This is a genomic window from Methanosarcina acetivorans C2A, assembly GCF_000007345.1.
GTDB classification, from domain to species: domain Archaea; phylum Halobacteriota; class Methanosarcinia; order Methanosarcinales; family Methanosarcinaceae; genus Methanosarcina; species Methanosarcina acetivorans.
On the sequence record NC_003552.1, the window covers coordinates 4,008,954 to 4,026,325 of the forward strand.

Annotated in this window: 16 protein-coding genes; 5 read left to right on the plus strand and 11 right to left on the minus strand. The window is 42.9% G+C overall.

The annotated features are described in order from the left end of the window. Positions 1-57: 57 nt before the first annotated feature. Both MA_RS16945 and MA_RS16950 read right to left on the minus strand, forming a co-directional pair. Positions 58-1,209, minus strand: coding sequence for a hypothetical protein (locus tag MA_RS16945; protein WP_048065646.1), 1,152 nt, complete (start codon positions 1,207-1,209; stop codon positions 58-60). A gap of 231 nt (positions 1,210-1,440) precedes the next feature. Beyond that, entirely contained in the window at positions 1,441-1,704 is a 264-nt protein-coding gene (locus MA_RS16950) for a hypothetical protein (protein ID WP_011023183.1), read from the minus strand. 483 nt (positions 1,705-2,187) lie between these two features. On the opposite strand from MA_RS16950, the gene MA_RS16955 reads away from it, so the two are divergent. After that, a complete protein-coding gene (locus MA_RS16955) occupies positions 2,188-3,645 on the plus strand; it encodes a cobyric acid synthase (RefSeq protein ID WP_011023184.1) in 1,458 nt (485 codons plus the stop codon). A gap of 1,244 nt (positions 3,646-4,889) precedes the next feature. On the opposite strand, the gene MA_RS27350 is transcribed toward MA_RS16955, so the two are convergent. From MA_RS27350 to ala, 3 genes are all read right to left on the minus strand, one after another. Beyond that, complete coding sequence (locus tag MA_RS27350) at positions 4,890-5,045, minus strand: hypothetical protein (RefSeq protein ID WP_157860292.1); 156 nt, start codon at positions 5,043-5,045, stop codon at positions 4,890-4,892. Continuing rightward, positions 5,033-5,245, minus strand: a complete 213-nt coding sequence (locus MA_RS29830) for a Coenzyme F420 hydrogenase/dehydrogenase, beta subunit C-terminal domain (RefSeq protein ID WP_394295991.1) — start codon at positions 5,243-5,245, stop codon at positions 5,033-5,035. The genes MA_RS27350 and MA_RS29830 overlap by 13 nt, the downstream gene beginning before the upstream one ends. Positions 5,246-5,595: 350 nt before the next feature. Continuing rightward, positions 5,596-6,576 (minus strand): alanine dehydrogenase, encoded by a 981-nt coding sequence (gene ala, locus MA_RS16965; RefSeq protein ID WP_011023186.1) that lies wholly within the window; start codon positions 6,574-6,576, stop codon positions 5,596-5,598. A 226-nt stretch (positions 6,577-6,802) separates the two neighbouring features. Between ala and MA_RS16970 the strand changes: the two genes are divergently transcribed. Beyond that, positions 6,803-7,504: a DUF434 domain-containing protein gene (locus MA_RS16970; RefSeq protein ID WP_011023187.1), complete on the plus strand. Its 702-nt coding sequence runs from the start codon at positions 6,803-6,805 to the stop codon at positions 7,502-7,504. A 100-nt stretch (positions 7,505-7,604) separates the two neighbouring features. Here MA_RS16970 and MA_RS16975 read toward each other — a convergent pair whose 3' ends face one another. Then, positions 7,605-8,657 carry a tetratricopeptide repeat protein gene (locus tag MA_RS16975; RefSeq protein ID WP_048065648.1) on the minus strand — a complete coding sequence of 351 codons (1,053 nt, stop codon included), beginning with the start codon at positions 8,655-8,657 and terminating at the stop codon, positions 7,605-7,607. A gap of 164 nt (positions 8,658-8,821) precedes the next feature. Between MA_RS16975 and MA_RS16980 the strand changes: the two genes are divergently transcribed. Then, positions 8,822-9,001 (plus strand): hypothetical protein, encoded by a 180-nt coding sequence (locus tag MA_RS16980; RefSeq protein WP_048065649.1) that lies wholly within the window; start codon positions 8,822-8,824, stop codon positions 8,999-9,001. Positions 9,002-9,210: 209 nt separating this feature from the next. On the opposite strand, the gene MA_RS16985 is transcribed toward MA_RS16980, so the two are convergent. The 3 genes from MA_RS16985 to MA_RS17000 all read right to left on the minus strand — a co-directional run bounded on the left by MA_RS16985 (position 9,211) and on the right by MA_RS17000 (position 11,955). Then, the gene (locus tag MA_RS16985; RefSeq protein ID WP_011023190.1) at positions 9,211-9,549 is read right to left on the minus strand and encodes a hypothetical protein; all 339 of its coding nucleotides are present in this window, start codon (positions 9,547-9,549) and stop codon (positions 9,211-9,213) included. 224 nt (positions 9,550-9,773) lie between these two features. Next, positions 9,774-10,790: a hypothetical protein gene (locus tag MA_RS16990; RefSeq protein WP_011023191.1), complete on the minus strand. Its 1,017-nt coding sequence runs from the start codon at positions 10,788-10,790 to the stop codon at positions 9,774-9,776. Positions 10,791-11,565: 775 nt separating this feature from the next. Beyond that, positions 11,566-11,955 (minus strand): hypothetical protein, encoded by a 390-nt coding sequence (locus tag MA_RS17000; RefSeq protein WP_011023192.1) that lies wholly within the window; start codon positions 11,953-11,955, stop codon positions 11,566-11,568. Between the two features lie 542 nt (positions 11,956-12,497). Between MA_RS17000 and MA_RS17005 the strand changes: the two genes are divergently transcribed. Further along, positions 12,498-13,280, plus strand: a complete 783-nt coding sequence (locus MA_RS17005; RefSeq protein WP_157860293.1) for a metallophosphoesterase — start codon at positions 12,498-12,500, stop codon at positions 13,278-13,280. A 290-nt stretch (positions 13,281-13,570) separates the two neighbouring features. Here the strand turns inward: MA_RS17005 and MA_RS17010 are convergent, their stop codons facing one another. Continuing rightward, on the minus strand, positions 13,571-14,758 hold the full coding sequence (locus tag MA_RS17010; protein ID WP_011023194.1) for a tetratricopeptide repeat protein: 1,188 nt from the start codon (positions 14,756-14,758) through the stop codon (positions 13,571-13,573). Positions 14,759-15,687: 929 nt separating this feature from the next. On the opposite strand from MA_RS17010, the gene MA_RS17015 reads away from it, so the two are divergent. Next, on the plus strand, positions 15,688-16,092 hold the full coding sequence (locus MA_RS17015; RefSeq protein ID WP_011023195.1) for an FxsA family protein: 405 nt from the start codon (positions 15,688-15,690) through the stop codon (positions 16,090-16,092). Positions 16,093-16,655: 563 nt separating this feature from the next. Here MA_RS17015 and MA_RS17020 read toward each other — a convergent pair. Beyond that, positions 16,656-17,372, minus strand: coding sequence for an LrgB family protein (locus MA_RS17020; protein WP_011023196.1), 717 nt, complete (start codon positions 17,370-17,372; stop codon positions 16,656-16,658).

Consider the following 17,372-nt stretch of genomic DNA (forward strand, 5'->3'; position numbering starts at 1 on the left):
AGATTGCTTGCTGTCCAGATTGTTTCTTATCTGTTCAATGTTTTCACACAAAAGGATTTAATGCAGCTTTTTGAAAAGGGCTAAAGCCACTGCAAGCCCTGCAACTCCGGCAGCAACTGAAAAGCCAGGGATTCCGTTTTCATCATTTTCTCCTGAGCTTTCATTTCCTGCACCAGGAATTGCTGCACTTGCATTGGAGGGAGAAAGGTCAGACTCAATAATGGTTTCCCTGCGTTCGATAACATCTCCATTGTTGCCGAGAAGTTCGATTTCAAGCCTGTAGACTCCTGACGTAAGCCTTTCTGTCCAGGCGACCTCAACCGTCTCGTCATCATCAGTCAGCAGTACGGGAACTTTTTCCCGGACGGACTCGACAAACACGGAACTGCCATTACCTGAATTTTCCTGCAGTTCATATACGGAAAAAACAAGGTTTCCTTCAAAAGGCACCTGGGAACGCCCTAAAACCGTTGCACTTGCTCCGGTTTCATCTTCATAGATGTCAGTTATCTCTGCATCATCTATGGCTGTGAAATTCTCTGCTGATGCAATAAAGTCTCTCATGGGGGAATATATCTGAATCTTCACTCTTCCTGTATACTCTTTATTGTTTTCGAGGAGAGTCCCCCAGGAGGCAGAAAAGGCTTCCGGAACACTGGTAAGGGATGCTTTTTCGGTTTTTGTGCTGTAAAGCACATCATGTCCGTCTACAAGCATATATTCGATATCAAAAAGTGAAGCCTGGTTGGGAGAGAGCGCAACAGTGATGCCTTCGGAATTGGGAACAAGATCATCTACCTGAAGTCTGGAAGCGGAGTTGCTGCCGTAAACAAAGTCATATTCCGATTCCGAAAGTGCTTTTCCCTGATCAAGAAGCCTTGCCCTTATAGTATAAGCCCCACGTTCGGCATTTTTGACATCCCATAAGCCGACTTTTATGACCCTCGTGTTCGCAGGAAAACTTCCGGTTGGGAATGTCTGTGTGGCAATGACCTCTTCATCCCCTCTGGTCGGCCTGACCAGAGAGACCTCAAGGGTCAGATCCTCTTCCGGCTGGTTTGAGTAGAGTGTCACATCATAGGACTCGAGGTCACTGAAGAGTTCGGTTATTCGGATCTGGCGTGTTCCGTCGACCTGAGAAGTATCTGCTGCAGAGGCCTGGAAGACCGGTACAAGAAATAAAACAAGTAAGAAAAACAAGGCTTTCATGGTCTTTTTTCCCCTATTCGTTAACAAAAAGATTGTTCTGATCTTATTTAAAAGAAGTGCAGCAGGAAAAACAATCTATTTCCTCCTTCCAGATTACAGGTGGTTCCTGACTAACTGCTGATATGTTCCGGTACCCAAAGGGAATCTTTCATTTTTCTCACCCTTCACCGCACCGGGCTTGAGCAGGCCAGCCATTCAGACAAATACTTTGCTTAACCCGGAAACTGTTTTTCAATTAACAGTAAATACAAAAGCCTCCACCAGCCTGTCTGGAAGTCCTGCAAAAAGAGACGGAAAAACAGATTTGAAAGAAAAATAATACCCAAATAACTGCCGGTTTGATCGGTTAGGTTCTCGTTTTAATTCAATAGAGTCCTCAATTGTCATTATTTTTGCCTCTTCCTTTTTCTTTAAGTTTTTCTGGGAAATACTGCTTTCCTGTGTTGAGAATCTGATAATTGTTAAACTAGTCCTCTTGAGCGAAACTAACTGCAAAAACCCATCAAGTAGTCCGCTTGAGCGAAGTTCACTTCTTAACCCATCAGTCTGCTTGAGCGGAGCGAAACAGACCGCGCACTGCAGAGTCGCAACTCTGCCGAAACAGACCGCGCACTGCAGAGTCGCAACTCTGCCGAAACAGACCGCGCACTGCAGAGCCGCAACTCTGCCGAAACAGACCGCGCACTGCAGAGCCGCAACTCTGCTGGCGCAACTCCGCCAATTAAGGTTGAGAAGATAAAATACTGGAGGAAATAAAGATTTTTTTGAATTAAATAAACAAAACCTGCAATGAATCCGAAAGTATTTATTCTATAGTTGAAGTATAAGATGACAATTATTAAATCTAAACAAGTTTACTTGATTTGCCGCTCTGAGAACAAAAACATCAGTGCCGTTATCACTGAAATTTTTAGCTTTACCTGAAAAACTTTACCTGAAATATAGAAAATACGTGTTCGAGCAGAAGGTATGGTAAAAATGGAGAAGAAAAGCCTCTTAATCCTGGGAACCGCCTCTCATGTTGGAAAAAGTTCAGTCGTGACTGCCATATGCAGGATACTGTCCAGAAACTACAGGGTTGCCCCCTTCAAGGCTCAGAACATGAGCCTGAATTCCTGGATCACAAAAGACGGAAAGGAAATCGGGATTGCACAGGCAATCCAGGCAAAAGCCGCAGGCACCGAACCCACTGCAGACATGAATCCTGTCCTCCTCAAGCCCAAAGGAGACTGTGTTTCCCAAGTAATCCTGCTGGGCGAACCCTATGCTGACAAGAGTGCAGGCCAGTATTATGACTCCATTGAAGAGATGAACGGGGTACTTGAAGGGGCTCTGGAAAGGCTCTGGAAGGAACACGACATCATTGTTATGGAAGGGGCCGGAGGGGCTGCAGAGATCAATCTCTATGAAAGGGATGTCGTAAATGTAGGGACTGCAAGGCTTACCCAGGCTCCCATAATCCTTGTAGGAGATATTGAAAGGGGAGGTGTGTTTGCAAGCCTTTACGGCACTGTTGCCCTTCTGCCTGAAGATGTAAAGAAAAATGTCAAAGGGTTTATAATCAACAAATTCAGGGGCGATCCTGAAATCCTAAAACCCGGACTCAAGCAGCTTGAGGAAATAACCGGAATCCCTGTGCTCGGGGTCTTACCTCACTTCAAGCTCCGCATCCCTTCCGAAGATTCGGTCTCCCTCGGGGATAAAGAAGGGGCAAAGAACGAAAAAGAAGTTGAAATCGCAGTAATTCGCCTTCCAAGAATCTCAAATTTTACGGATTTCGAACCCCTTGAGGGACTTGTAAAGGTCCACTATGTGGACATTGACGAAGACCTCGGAAACCCTGATGCTATCATGATTCCCGGAACAAAGAACACGATCAACGACCTTCTTGACCTCAGGGCAAGTGGAATGGACAAAAAAATCCAGGCTTTCAAAGGAAAAATCCCGATTTTTGGGATCTGTGGTGGCTACCAGATGCTTGGCAGGACTATCTTTGACTCGGGTGTGGAAAACGGCGTCGAAGCAGAGTTTGAGGGCCTCAGGCTCCTGGATATAGGGACAAAGTTCGGAGAGTATAAAAAGAGAACAATCCAGGTAACGAAAAAAGTTAACGGTTATGGGCCTATCCTGAAATCCATAGACGGGGAAGATATAAAGGGTTATGAGATTCACATGGGCGTTACGGATTCGAATCGGACTGTTTTCGGAGATGATGGCGCCATTGATGAAGAAGGCCTGGTGATCGGCACGTATCTTCACGGGCTCTTTGATAACGAAAATATAAGAAATGCCCTTGTCCGGTACCTCTGTGAGAAAAAGGGGCTTGAGTACAGGCCTGAAGAGATCATAAGCGAAAACGATGCCTATGAAGAACTTGCAAATAGGTTTGAGCAAAATATTGATATGGAAAAGCTCTACGAGATTGCAGGGATCTGAAAAATACCGCTGAAAAGAAAAACAAAAGACTGAAAACACTCTCTTCAGGCGCTGCTATCCTGCAGTACCTGAACCTTTTATATAATACCTTTACAGCTAACTCCGAAACTTCTCGGCGTTGAGATAAATTGTAAAACAGATTTTGAGCGGGGACCGGAAGGACACGAGAATACTCGGAAAGAAAAATGGCACTATTGGGGTAGTGTAATGCTAGGGGATGCACAACTTATGTCCAAAACCCGCTCAATATTCAATTATTTTTATTGCTAACTATTTATGCATTGTGAATTTGTATTACTTAAATGAAATAAGAAACCGGACAATCGAAGAACAGGTTCCTGATTATCTGCTCCGATATTAACATTAAAGGAAAAACTGCAGTCTGAAATTAAGCAAGGCAGTCTGTAAGAGTTTTTGCTGAAATGTATGACTTCTTTTTCTGTATTCTGTTTTTCTGCCGGAGGGGGGAGAGAAAGAGACGGAGGAAACAGAGGGTTATGCGAGTAGAAAACAGAAATGTTACACTGCTTTTTGAGAACCAGTATCTGAAAAAGAGGTTGTTGAGCGGTTGTGGGGGGAGAGAATATGGGGAGTATTTGGGAAAGAAAATTTGATACCATTTGGGGGCTAGGTATGTTTGCTCGTAGAGGGCGATAAATCCCAGAAAGTTAACCGCTCAACAGTACCTATTTTTGCTGCATAGTATTTATGCCTTCTGAATTGATTTTACTGATCTAAGATCACCAAACTCAAACTTCAAAAGCCTCTAATATCTTTTATAAAGCTTGAAGTTTTCTTACAAAACTCGACCCTTAAAAATAAGGAATATATTAAAAGTTTGAAGTATGAAAAATCTCTTATTATATCAATCCTTCAATTCCACAGTTCTATTTCTGTTTGAAGGGTAGCGGCTATTTTCGGGTATTTCCAGATCTGTAAGAGCATTACAAGTCAGACAGCAACAGTTTACCTGACCTTGGATTTCATAGAAAAAGTTCCTGGAACTCCGGCCTTTTTTCTCTCAGATCAATACAAGGTCAAAACCGAATATTTTAAAAATTCAAATAATGTTGTAAAAGGTCCGGTGTAGGCAAGAATTTTAAAACTAATAAAGTAAGATCTGAGAATAAAAATACTTTTTAAAGAAAATTCAGGGAACTCCCAACTGATCAAATATTATTATTAATGTCTGCATGGAAAGTCCGGCAGATATTAACTGGATGATTTATTTTAAGATTTACATTTCAGAGGAAGCCCCTCGTTATAATAATTCTGTTATGTGCAGCCGCAAGAATCTTAATAGCCCCTGGATTGCGGATCATGTGCAGGTTCAGTTCGACAAAACTTGCACTGACAGCATTTCTGAGAAACTCAACCCCTTTTTCATTTATAACTTCCACAAAGGTGCACCTGCCCGCAAGAACCCCGGAGACTTCCCAGTTCCCCAGGCTAGGTCGGCACTAGTCGGGATCTTTACCTGACAGTAGCGGCAGGAATCCTTTCTTCCGAGCTCTTCGGCTCCAATACCATCAATGGGAAACGCGTGTTCTTTCCCGTCCTTTGTGAAAAAAACAAGCTTTCCTTTTGTGAGGGCCGCCAGACAAGCTGACGGAGGCGCCTATTTTTAGCTGGAGTTAAAAAATGGTTTCTATGGATTGAGAAAAATATTTTCTTGAACCCGGAAACATTTCCTCAGAATATTTTGTCTCTCCATTCAGGTATCGCTTTGTACGTCACTTTTGTCCGGCTGACGACTGAGACAAATCTCGCGCAGCGAAGGATAGAAAAGCTGAAAAATTTCTTCTCCGGTTCCGGAATTGATCAAACAGTAATCAGGCACCATCCAAAAGCGGAAAGTGAAAGAAAATAGAATCAGAAAAAAATGGGAAAAGGAAAAGGGAAACAGAAAATGGAAGCAGAAAAAGTAGAAGTGGAAATGGTAAAGAGATTTCAGAACATCCGGACCTGTCTGCCAAGCCCTTCCCGGACAGCCCTCTCATAAACCATATGTGCGGTTGCTACATCCTGAATAGCAAGCCCTGTGGAGTCGAAGATCGTAATCTCCTCTTCGCTTGTCCTGCCGGGCTTGAGGCCGACTATAACTTCTCCGAGCTGGGCGTGAATGTCGTTTTCCGAGATGTAGTGCTTGGAGAGAGGTACGTTTACTTCCCCTGAATGGAGCGCCTGTACCATGTCGTCGACAATGATCTTGGAACGGAGGAGAAGTTCGGGGTCCAGTTCTTCTTTTCCTACGGCATCTGCCCCTATTGCATTGATATGGGTTCCTTCCTTGACCCAGCTGGCTTTTACGATCGGTTTTCTGGTTGGGGTTGTCGTGACGAGGATATCGCAGTCGCAGACCTTTTCAACGCTTTCTTCATAAAGGATTTCACAGGGCACGAAGTCGGACATTTCCTTTATGAATTGGTCACAGCTTTCCTTTGTCCTTGAAGTGATTCTCACAGTTTCGGGCTCAAAAACCTCACAGAGGGCTTCAAGCTGCGTCCTTGCCTGGTTTCCCGCCCCTACAAGCCCTATGACTTTTGAGTCCTTTCTTGCAAGGTATTTTGCAGCAACCCCTCCGGCTGCTCCCGTCCTGATGTCTGTCAGGTAGGTCCCGTCCATAATTGCCACAGGAGCTCCGGTTTCAGGGGAGATGAGTATGATTAATGCCATTACGGTAGGGAGGTTACGCATGGGATTTCCGGGGTGGACATTTACGATTTTTACGCCTGTAATGTCCTCTTCTTCAAGATATGCAGGCATCGTCCTCAGGTCGCCGTTGTAAACCGTATAGTAAAGATAGGATTTGGGAGGCATCTGCACCTTGCCAAGCCCATGTTGTCTGAAAGCACTTTCCACTACCTGCATATCAGAATGCATATCAACAACGCTCTTTACCTCCTCCTGAGCAAGCCACAAAACTTCCATACCAGAATCCTCCACCGGAGCCATAGACCTTCCTCACAGCCGAAACATAAGCTGGCTTTCAACTGAAAACCAGGGTTAAATCGAATAAAACCGGAATAAAAACCAGCAAACAAACAGTCACATCGACTGCCAGACAGCACAAATTGCCATTTTTATTCGCGCAAATAAGTATATATAACATATATCTTCACTCATTTAAAGAACTTCCTTCCAGAAAGGGGAAATTATGCAAGAGAGGTCTCCCGTTTTTTCCGAGCCAGCCCTGAAAGAAAGATTACTTAAGCCCGCAAGAGACATCAGAAGCATTCTGCGCTGGGGTTATCCCAAGTTTGCAACCATCCGCTTTGTAGCGGACCACTCACAGCTCAGTGCCGAAGAACGGCATATTCTCACAAGGGTGATCATGCCCCCAGATAAAGTAGTGTCAAGGGTCAGGAAAAAAATAGCCTGCAACGGCATAAGAGACCGGGACCTCCTCCTTGACGGGTACAATGTCCTCCTGAGTGTGGACAGCCTGCTGAAAAATGAGCCCATGTGGTTCTGCGACGACGGATATATCCGGGATACCCGCTACTACTTCAGCAAGGCGAAGCAGGCTGAAGATATCGGGGAAGCTCTGGACCTGGTTCTTGAATTTATCTCCGAAGCTCGCCCGAAGTCGCTGACCTTCCTGCTTGATGCCCAGATCAGCAGGAGCGGAGAACTTGCCGGTTTTATCCGCCGCAAACTTAAAGAACAGGGGATTCCGGGAGGCGCCTATACCTCAAAAACTGCGGACTTTGACCTGAAAACCGAAGGAGGAAAGCTTGAAAAGCAGCTTGTTGTCGCAACCTCCGACGGAATAGTAATCGATTCAGTCCTTCAGGTCCTGGATATTCCGGCCTGCCTCATGGAAAAAAGAGGAAATGAACCCGTGAGGCTGTTCTGAATCAGGGCTCTGCTAACCTGAAACCACACCTGACCTGGCAGGAAAGTTTGACTAAGAAAATTGGACTATTATTTTTTAATTATATTGTTACCAGGCCTTATTACCAGGAATGCCGCCTGGAATACTCGGCCTGCCTGTAGATTTCTTCGGCTTCTGCGTACTGCCCTTTTTCTTTCAGCAGATCCCCGTATCCGCGAAGGCTCCCGAAATGCCCGGGATCTAGTTCAAGGGCTTTTTTGTACTGGACTTCGGCCTCATGCCTGTGTCCGAACCTGGCAAGCAGCCCTGCATACTCACAGTGGGCTTCCACATCCCCGGGATCAATTTTAAGGGCATACCTGTAGTGCACCCTTGCCCCATGAACTATCCCGTGTTCTGCAAGCAGACGGGCATAGTACAGGTGCAGTTTGGAGTTTTCCGGATCGGCCTTGAGGGCTACTATGTAGTAGGTTTCCGCTTCGAGGGGCTCCCCTTTTTCTACAAGGAGGCGAGCGTAGTGGAAATTGGACTCCACATGCCCGGGGTCAAGTTCAAGTGCCCGGGAAAAATGGTAGTTAGCATCATTCATTTGCCCGCGCTTGTAAAGTAAAATCCCGTACCCGCAGTGTGCTCCCACATGCCTCGGGTCAAGGAGAAGGGCTTTTTTATACGCTTCTTCAGCGCCGTCCGTGTCCCTGAGCCTGTAAAGCAGGCAACCGTAATGGCAGAGCGTATCAATATGGTAAGGATGAATTTCAAGGGCTCTTTCATACTGGGCTCTTGCAGCCTCAAGTTTCCCGAGCCTGGCGAGCATGGCTCCGTACCCGCAGAGAGCTTCTATATTTTCCGGGTTATCCTCAAGAACCTCTTCAAATTCCCTGGCCGCAAGGTTCCCAAGCCCAAGCAGAGAAGCTGTTTTCCCTGCCTCCATATGGGCATCCTCTTGCATTTTCCCGGAGAAAAGTAAGGCACTTGCCCTGGAAAATACATACCTTTCCCTGTGCATCTTATCATTGCCGAAAATAAAGGAAAGTTTCAGCAGGGTTTCTGGCAAAAGCGAGTGCTCACGGGAAAAAGAAATGACAAACTCAACGACCTCATCGAGGAGACATTCATCTTCTGCAACCTTTTCGATTACATGAAAAACCAGCTTGTCTACGGCATCTATCTCCATGCCCAAAAACCTCCTAAATTTTACCTTTATAGTTAATTTATTTGACAGGCTATAAATAAATATCTTTTTATATTCGTCCGGCCACTAAATTTCAAGACACCATATGTTCTATAAATGTTTAATAATATTTATAAAGACAATAAAAATAGGGAGCCGATGACAAATTGCGAAACGATCCAACCGTAGCACAGTGGCTAAAAATAGTTAACAAACGACCAAAGATCGGAAAAGCATATCTGCCTGGCTTCCAGAAATATGTTAATTTCACCGGCATGCCTCCCGAAGAATTGCTTGCAGAAGTGGAAGCAAAAAAGAACAAAAATAAGGCTTGTGTAAGCGGGTAATTGTGAACCTGAGGATTGATTTCAGGTTTCATCTGGAGAATGAAACTAACTTGTCCCCAAATTCTGTCCTGAGTGCAGTGAATGCCGTGAATAGCATTCGAATTACAGGTACAAAAAATGAAAATGCTTGAGAGCATTTTCAGCCAAAGAGAAAAAAGAGTCAAAAATTGCGCGTATCATTAATTGTGCTTAACTATTTCGCCACCTTATTAATCAGCAGAATAATAACTTATATGATAATACTCATTATTCAGTTTTATATATTCAGTCCTATTATCCCACATGATGTTAGCAAACTCCGTCATATTTTCATTATAATCAGAAGGGAGCTTAATATCTTTTCCTGGATTACTTATCGCTTCTTCGACATATGGGTATTTCGCGATATCTGCTAAACTGAATTCCACGTATTTTTCTGGCGTATCTTGAAGTTTATCCGCGCGGACATACGTGCCTGCTCCAGGTTGATAAATCATCAAAAAGAAAATAAGGCATATTGCCAGAACTGCAAAAGAAATAGCTGCTAAAGTTTTTGTCCTTGCTTTCATAAAATAAGCTCTCCAAGCACACTATGAAACAAAGTGCAGAATTTAATCCTGCACAAAATAATTTAAATGATTTCTGTTAGTTTCGATAGTTTGGTCATAGATTGTACACCGTTAGTCTTCATCCATCATACAGCTGTAAGTCATTATACAGGTAGGGCCAATATATCCATGATCTGGACAACCATAATTATGTAAACCCGCAATCTGAGAATCCAAGTCCTGCATTACTTTTTCCTGAACTTCCATCCACCGCACAGGCAGGCCAGGCTTCCCAATAACCCAAAACCTGGAATAGAGTTATTTTTACTCGATTCATTTCCGTCTGAGCTACTGCCATAATCAGATTCAGAATTATCATTTTTTGAATTATTGAGTTCTACAGCAGTTATTTCTTTAGAGACTGATAAATTAGTTTCTTCTACTCCTATATATTCAGTTGTTGTGGGCATTACTGTTGAGTTACATGGTGATGATACCACTTTTGAACTGGTGTTTAGTTTGTTACTTAGTTTTTTTATATTTTCTTCAGTAATTGGCGCACTGGTATCAATTCCTGTATTATTTACTTCCTGTTCTAATTTTTTAGTAAACTGTTCACTCTTTTGCCAGTCTTTTAAATTCTCGTCTATTTTATTCTTTGATACCTGTTCATACATCGACCGAACTCCAAGTTCGGTTTCAGTCGCAGGTTTGTCTTGCACCTCTTCAAGGGTGTATGCATCTACAAATATCCGATGTTCAACTCCAGTAGTCTGATCTTTTACTATGGTCATTGCCCCTACACTAGGATAGTCATATACAACCATATTCGTTGACACGATTTTTCCAGTTGGGTATTTTGTTCTGGCGGTTTCTATTGACTTCTCCATGACTTCAACCACGTTATAGGGTTTAGGATTAATTTTGATGAGTCGGAGTGCACTTCCCAGCGTATTATTAGCACCGATGTCGATTCTGCTTATCAGAGTACTTTCATTATATACTGAAAATTCATAATACAATTTTTGACCGTTTATATCATAAAGCTCCAATGGTTCGGGATCAATAGATGCTCCTTCCCATTTTTCAGAGTAGCTTTCGGTTGCTATTAACGTCATCATGCGCATATTTGCATGTTTGAAGGCTTCTTCAGCAGTTACAGAATAATTGTCCTCTTTCTGTGCACTTACGGCTGGTATCAACGCCATACCAACCAGTATTACCAGAAAAAGTATTCCTATTCCCATTTTATTCCTAATCATTCGTTTAACTCCTAAGTTATTTATTCCTTAGGAAGCAGAATCAGGCAAGCTTAAATAAAGGCAAAGCTAACATAATTCATGCCTCTTAGGGCATCTGTTATGGATTTCATGTGAACCTGGAAAGTACATTTTAACTCCATAAATTCCTCATATACAACTCCTTATATGTTTTCTGACCATCTCATCAAACTATTCGTTCTTCAACCTGCTTTGAATCTAAAATTATTCCCTGATCGTTAATAGTTCGATGGTCTGGCCAGAAATTATATTTATGAATACTCGACTGCAATCATATTCTGTATTTATGAAAATCGAAAATAACACAAAATAATGTCTATTAAGCTAATACTTGTATTGATTTATAGTATTCTTGAACTACTTTGCAGCCCCCGGATGCGAGATCATGCACAGGCTGGTACGATTTCCCCCTTTTCCCTACAGAGCCTGTAAATCATTCTATTCACTACGTGCATCCAAGTAAATGAAATTACTGACGTTTGCATTCAAGGATGCTTCATAAACCATTTCATTACCAGGGGATCCATTGTATCTATGGCCTGGCTAGAGAAGATTAGCTATATTAAATTATTTAAAAGATTAGAAAAGATAGTCTCAAAAATAGGAGCCAGGAGAAGCAGGAAAGGCAAAAAGAAAAACAGTTCGGAAAGTTTATCTTTCACTATTCTCGTCCTGTACCTTGCGGGTTTTGGACTGACTTGCCAGCCAGATGAAGTAACAAATTGAACTCCAGTACCGCAAAGATCCGATCACTAAATTAAACTCTGCTCACATGTAAACTGTACCTTGTTTCCACATCATACGTACCCTCGAGTTCTTCTTCGGTCAGAAAACCTTTCTCTATCAGTTTACTGAGAGTCTTCCTGTCAACCGATTCGACCATATCCCAGAGTTCGCGCTCCATGAGATAAGGCTTTAGCTTTCTTACGTGCCAGAGTTTCCAGTCCACTCTGTGCCGTTTGAGTTCAACATGCCCCACTCTCAGGACATCAATTTCCTTTTCTGCAAAGGTATTCATAATGCGGGTCCTGAGTTCTTCCCGCCTCTTTTCAAGAATAGATATTGCAGAGACAAGCTCTTCATACTCAAGTGCAACATCGGCAAGGTCCATCTCTTCAGGGTCCTGCTCACTGATATCAAGTTCCATGTTCCATACTCCCGTTCAGATCCTTAAACTTAGTAACTGTCACAAAACAGATTAGGCAGATTTTTCATAAAGTTGATTTTCAATTGATGATATCGATCTTGAAAATCAAGGCATCGAATTGAAACCTGTGCATAGTTTGCTCTGTGACAACTCCTTAGCATATCTCTCTTTATCCTGCTCTTTATTCTTTACCTCTTTTTCCTATTTTCTGTTTTTCTGTTTACTGGTTTTTTTGCTTACTGGCTTTTCCTGTTTCAGTATATGAAGGTAATCAGGTTTATAGCTGCATATTTGCGCAGTAATTTATAATTAGATAAAAACTGCAGACTGACCTTTCGGTGCTTGACTCAGGAATGCTTACCAGAAATGCTTATCGAGTAAAACTTCCTCTTAGTTTAGAGAAAAAACTACTTCACAGAAAATACTGCCGACAGGCAGACTTTGAAGTCTCCGGGAAGGCTTTGAAGCCTCTGCGGACTTTTTTTCAGGGAATATATCGGGGTGGTTCCGTAACATCAGCAAATAACCATGAAAAGGCAAAAATGAAAGAAGAACTTGGACTTCTCCTCCCGAAGATAAATGACTTACTTGAGTCCGAGCCTGCCGTGCTCCGGATTGACCCGGAACCTGCGGAATCGATTATGCTTATAGGGGATATCCATGGGGACCTTGATGCCCTCGACTTTGTAATGGGAATGAGAGAAGAACTGGGCTGCAAACAAATGCTTTTTCTGGGAGACTATGTGGACCGCGGGATGCAGGGGACAGAAGTCCTGGTAAAACTTTTCCGGTTGAAACTTGAAGAGCCGCAAAACATTTTCCTGCTCAGAGGAAACCACGAAACCGTGGATATGAACCTCTATTACGGCTTTTTTGAGGAAATTGGTTTTGACCGGGGTTTTCTCCTGAATATCAGCAGGACATATGACAGGCTGCCGGTAGCAGCGGTGATCTCCGGACAGATCTTCTGCGTGCACGGAGGAATCAATGGCATCGAAAGTATCGATACCATCACAAAAGAAGGGGCTTTTCCCTATCTATGGAATGACCCCTCAAAACACCCGGGGATGAGCTCTTCATTAAGGGGTTCCACGGTAAAGGAATTCGGGCCGGATATTGTTGACGGCTTTCTGGAAACAAATGGTCTGAAAAGGATTGTAAGAGGACATACCGCTCTCAGGACCGGATATGAATGGTGGTTCGACGGCAAACTACTTTCCCTTTTTTCCTGCCCGGATTATGTGGGGCTTGGAAATGCTGCTGCTTTTGCCGTTATCGAGAAAGGAGAAATAAAAATTATTACCTTTAAAAACCGGAACCGATAAGACAGAAATTTCGGTCAGAAAAGAATTTTAGCCAGAAAAGGTAAAGACACAACCTGATTAAAGCAAAAAAGTTGGGAAAAATAAAAGTTGCTCCAGCTGAGTCACTACTTCAAACTGGAGGCTTATTATGCCGGATTGTTAATCGTTTTTATCTGGATACCAAGATAATGAATTTAACATCTTCAGTTGAAACAACCTGTTAGATCTTCTTCAGGTGAATCATCCTATTAAGTTGAAATATCTGTCAAGTAAAAATACCCTGTTATGTTGAAACATTTTCCTGGTTGTCCTTAGTCCAGGATAATCCAGGTCTCGGTCATTTTGCTCCCGATATCCGGATCAAGCTGCATTGCTTTTGTATACTGCACTTTGGCCTCGTCAAAGCGCCTCATTTTTCTCATTAGCAGACCGTAGTTGTAGTGGAGAGGGGGATAATAAGGGTTGAGAGCAAGGGCTTTTTTGTATTCTTCCTCTGCTTCGGGGAAGCGCCCGAGTTCCGTCAGAAGGTTGCCGTAGCTGTAATGTCCTTCAGCACTTTCAGGGTCAAGACTGAGAGCTTTTTTGTATTCCAGTTCAGCCTCGTACCTTCTTCCGAAGCGGGCAAGAAGGTTTGCATAATTGGAATGAACTTTTGCATCGTTCTGGTCAAGGGCAAGGGCTTCCATGTACTGTTCTTCAGCTTCCGAGACTCTGCCTTCCCTTGCGAGGAGGTTCCCGTAGTTGAAAAGAGTTCTCCTGTGCCTGGGGTTAAGGGAAAGAGCCTTCCTGTACTCGACCTCGGCTTCCGAAGAACGCCCAAGGAAAGAGAGTAAAACACCGAAATTGTGGTGGAGGCTTGGGTCTTCGGGGTCCAGCTTCATGGCGAGCCTGTACTCTTTTTCGGCGTCCCTGAGCCTTCCAAGCTCAAATAGCAGGTTTGCATACCCGCCTCTGGCAGGGACATAGTCCGGGTTTCCGGCAAGGGCTCGAAGATAACACTCTTCTGCTTCAATTCCATACCCGTATTCGGTAAGGAGATAAGCGTACCCGGCGTTTGCTTTCACATTTTCAGGAGAGGCTTCAAGTACGGCTTTATACTCATTTTCTGCATCCTGAATCCTTCCGAGCTCTAGAAGAAGTTCAGCGTAAGCGCATCTTACATCTGCGTTTTCAGGGTTTTCGCTAAGAACTTCACAGTAGCTTGCTTCGGCTTCAGGGGAAAAGCCCAGTACATGTGCTGCAGTGCCCAGCGCATAGCAGGAATCTTCACGGAGCTTCCCGGAAGCCTGCATTAAGCAAACTTTTGCTAAAACGTATTCTTCCAAATGCATTTTTTGCTGCCTGCATGCCCTGGAGAGGTCAAGTAAGAGTTTTGGGGAAAAAGCTTTCTTTTTTGAGCTTTCCAGAGCAAAATCGACTGCACAGGGGAGATTTTTCTGATCGGATCCGATCATTCCAATTACTTCGTATACGAAATCGTCAATTGCTTCAAAGTTCATTATCCGGCACCTCAGAAAACTGAGTGTTAATTGATTTAGGGGGGTTGTCAGTGTAACATCCGGAGTATAGTTTTACAATTAATTGAATATATTAGTAAGTGAATAGTGCGTAAGACTATTTGACATAATATTAGTGTTTGAATAGTGTATATGAGAATCAGTATAATATTACAATAATCATATAACACTTTATCCCTTTGCAACCCAAAATAAAACAACTAATTGCATTGAACGACAGCGTTTTCCTAAAAAAATAGATTTCGCAGGATAAAAAACAAGGATGCAGGAAAGGAGAAAATATAAAAATACAATAAGATATATAAAAACATAAAAAATGATACGATAAACCAGATTGAAAAATTGAAAAAGAAATAAATAAAAATACGAATGGAAAAAAAAAGCATATCAAATGATAGTATTATCCCGAAGAGAAGGTATTTAAAAAATTTCGAATAAGGCATAAATCAAACATTGAAAAATTACTGTTTCGTATTAAACTGGAGATAAAATTCGTTATATGTTCAGGTTACGTTTTAAGTTACATTGCAGATTATATTGCGGGTCATATTGCAGCTTACATTGTGGGTCAAAAAAGTTAATTCCAAAAGCCCTGGCTTTTCAACAGAAGAACTGTAAAGATAAAAAACAGAAAAAAACTCTCCAGTCAACCCGGAGCAAGTTCAATTACCTTAAGGGCTGGAAGGCATATAGTCTCAAAAAAACCATATCAGATTCTTAGTTTTGATTCTTTCTGCCTGTAAGGTCTCGAAGCTTACAGGATTAAGCTTCAAAAAACACAGGGCTCCAAAAAAACAATATATGAGAACTATACTCTCTTTATTGCTTAGAAATTTAAAATGAAATGCTCAGTACCGAAAAAAACAAATAAACGCTTAATAACCATTTAAGGATCTCTGAAACTGACCACCATGTTTCTCAAACTATTTTCCCTTTTTCTGATTATTCCCCTTGTGGAGATTTATCTCCTTATAAAGATAGGGGGTATAATCGGAGCTTTTAACACCGTGCTCGTTATTTTGATTACTGCAAGCCTTGGGGCTTACCTGACAAAAAGCCAGGGCTTTCGGGTATTCCACCAGATTCAGGACGCAACAAGACAGGGATATATGCCTGGAAATGAACTCCTGCACGGGCTTTTTGTCCTGATAGGGGGTTTTGCCCTCCTGACCCCCGGTTTTCTGACCGACGCCATAGGCTTTTCCATGTTAATTCCCCAGATCAGAGAAATCTATGTGGGAATTGCAAAAGGAATCATCAGAAAAAAGATCGAACAGGGCAACTTCCAGATGCGAGTGTATACGGATTTCAGGTAACTCCGAATTGCGCCTCGGGAGTACGCGGTCTGTTTCGGCAGAGTTGCGGCTCTGCAGTGCGCGGTCTGTTTCGCTCCGCTCAAGCAGACTATTTATGGAGAAGTGAGCTGCGCTCAAGAAGGCTAATTTACAGGTTCCAGCAGTGGGCTTTGCTCGCTCAAGAGGACCAACCTATGGACGAGTAACGTTACTTCTTCTCTTCACTCATGCGGACCAAATTATAGATCTATCTAATCCGTACAGCATTATTCGCTGTATTTTGTCGTTTTTGGCCCGTCGGCACAGGAGAGCGGTCTTTCCCAAAAAGACGAAGAATAAGATGAAAGAGGAGAGGAGATAAGTTTCGTGGTCAGACGAAATATTTTCTTAAGCCTTTGGCAGACTCCTTCCAGATTGCGACCACTATATAAGTACCTTTATTGAACTCAGGTTTTCTTTTTTGTATCTGGCTGGCAGGTTAAATCCGGTTCTGTGCGGAACATGATAAAAAAAGAGAAGAGCCGGGATATTAAGAAATAATATCCTCTTTAATAGGGGCAGCCTTAAGGTTCGCATTGCGATTCTTAGAACACGATTGAGAAAAGATAAAGCAACATCGGTGCCAGAAAAACTGTAACCAAACCAGCAATCCCTATTGCAAGTCCGCTCATTGCTCCTTCGGTTTCCCCGAGTTCTATTGCCCTTGTTGTCCCGAGAGCATGGGAAGCTGTACCGATTGCAATACCGACTGCAACCCCATCGTTTATGCGGAAGCAACGGCAAATGAAAGGTCCGAGTATAGCCCCTATGATTCCTGTTACTATAATTGCAGCTACGGTTATTGCAGGAAGGCCTCCTATCTGTTTTGAGATCTCTATTCCGATGGGGGTGGTCACGGATTTCGGGACAAGGGAATTGGTTATGACTTCATCAAGCCCGAAAAGGCTGGAGAAGATGAAGATACTTGAAATGCCCGCAATACAGCCTGCACTTATGCCTGTTATTATGGGAAGGGAATTGCTTTTCAGGAGCTGGATTTTTTTGTAGAGGGGTACGGCAAGGACAACGGTTGCAGGCCCGAGGAAGAAGGAAATGTAATCTCCACCAACATTGTAAGTTTCGAAATCTATCCTGAAATAAAGGAGAAAAAGGATCACAAGCACAAAACCTATAAGAAGAGGATTGAAGACCGAAGAACGGGTCTTTTTATAGAGCAGGGAACCTATCTGGAAAGCAACTAAAGAAAGAAGAATTCCAAAAAGGGGTGTATTCACAAACTCACTCAAAAAACCGGCCTGCAA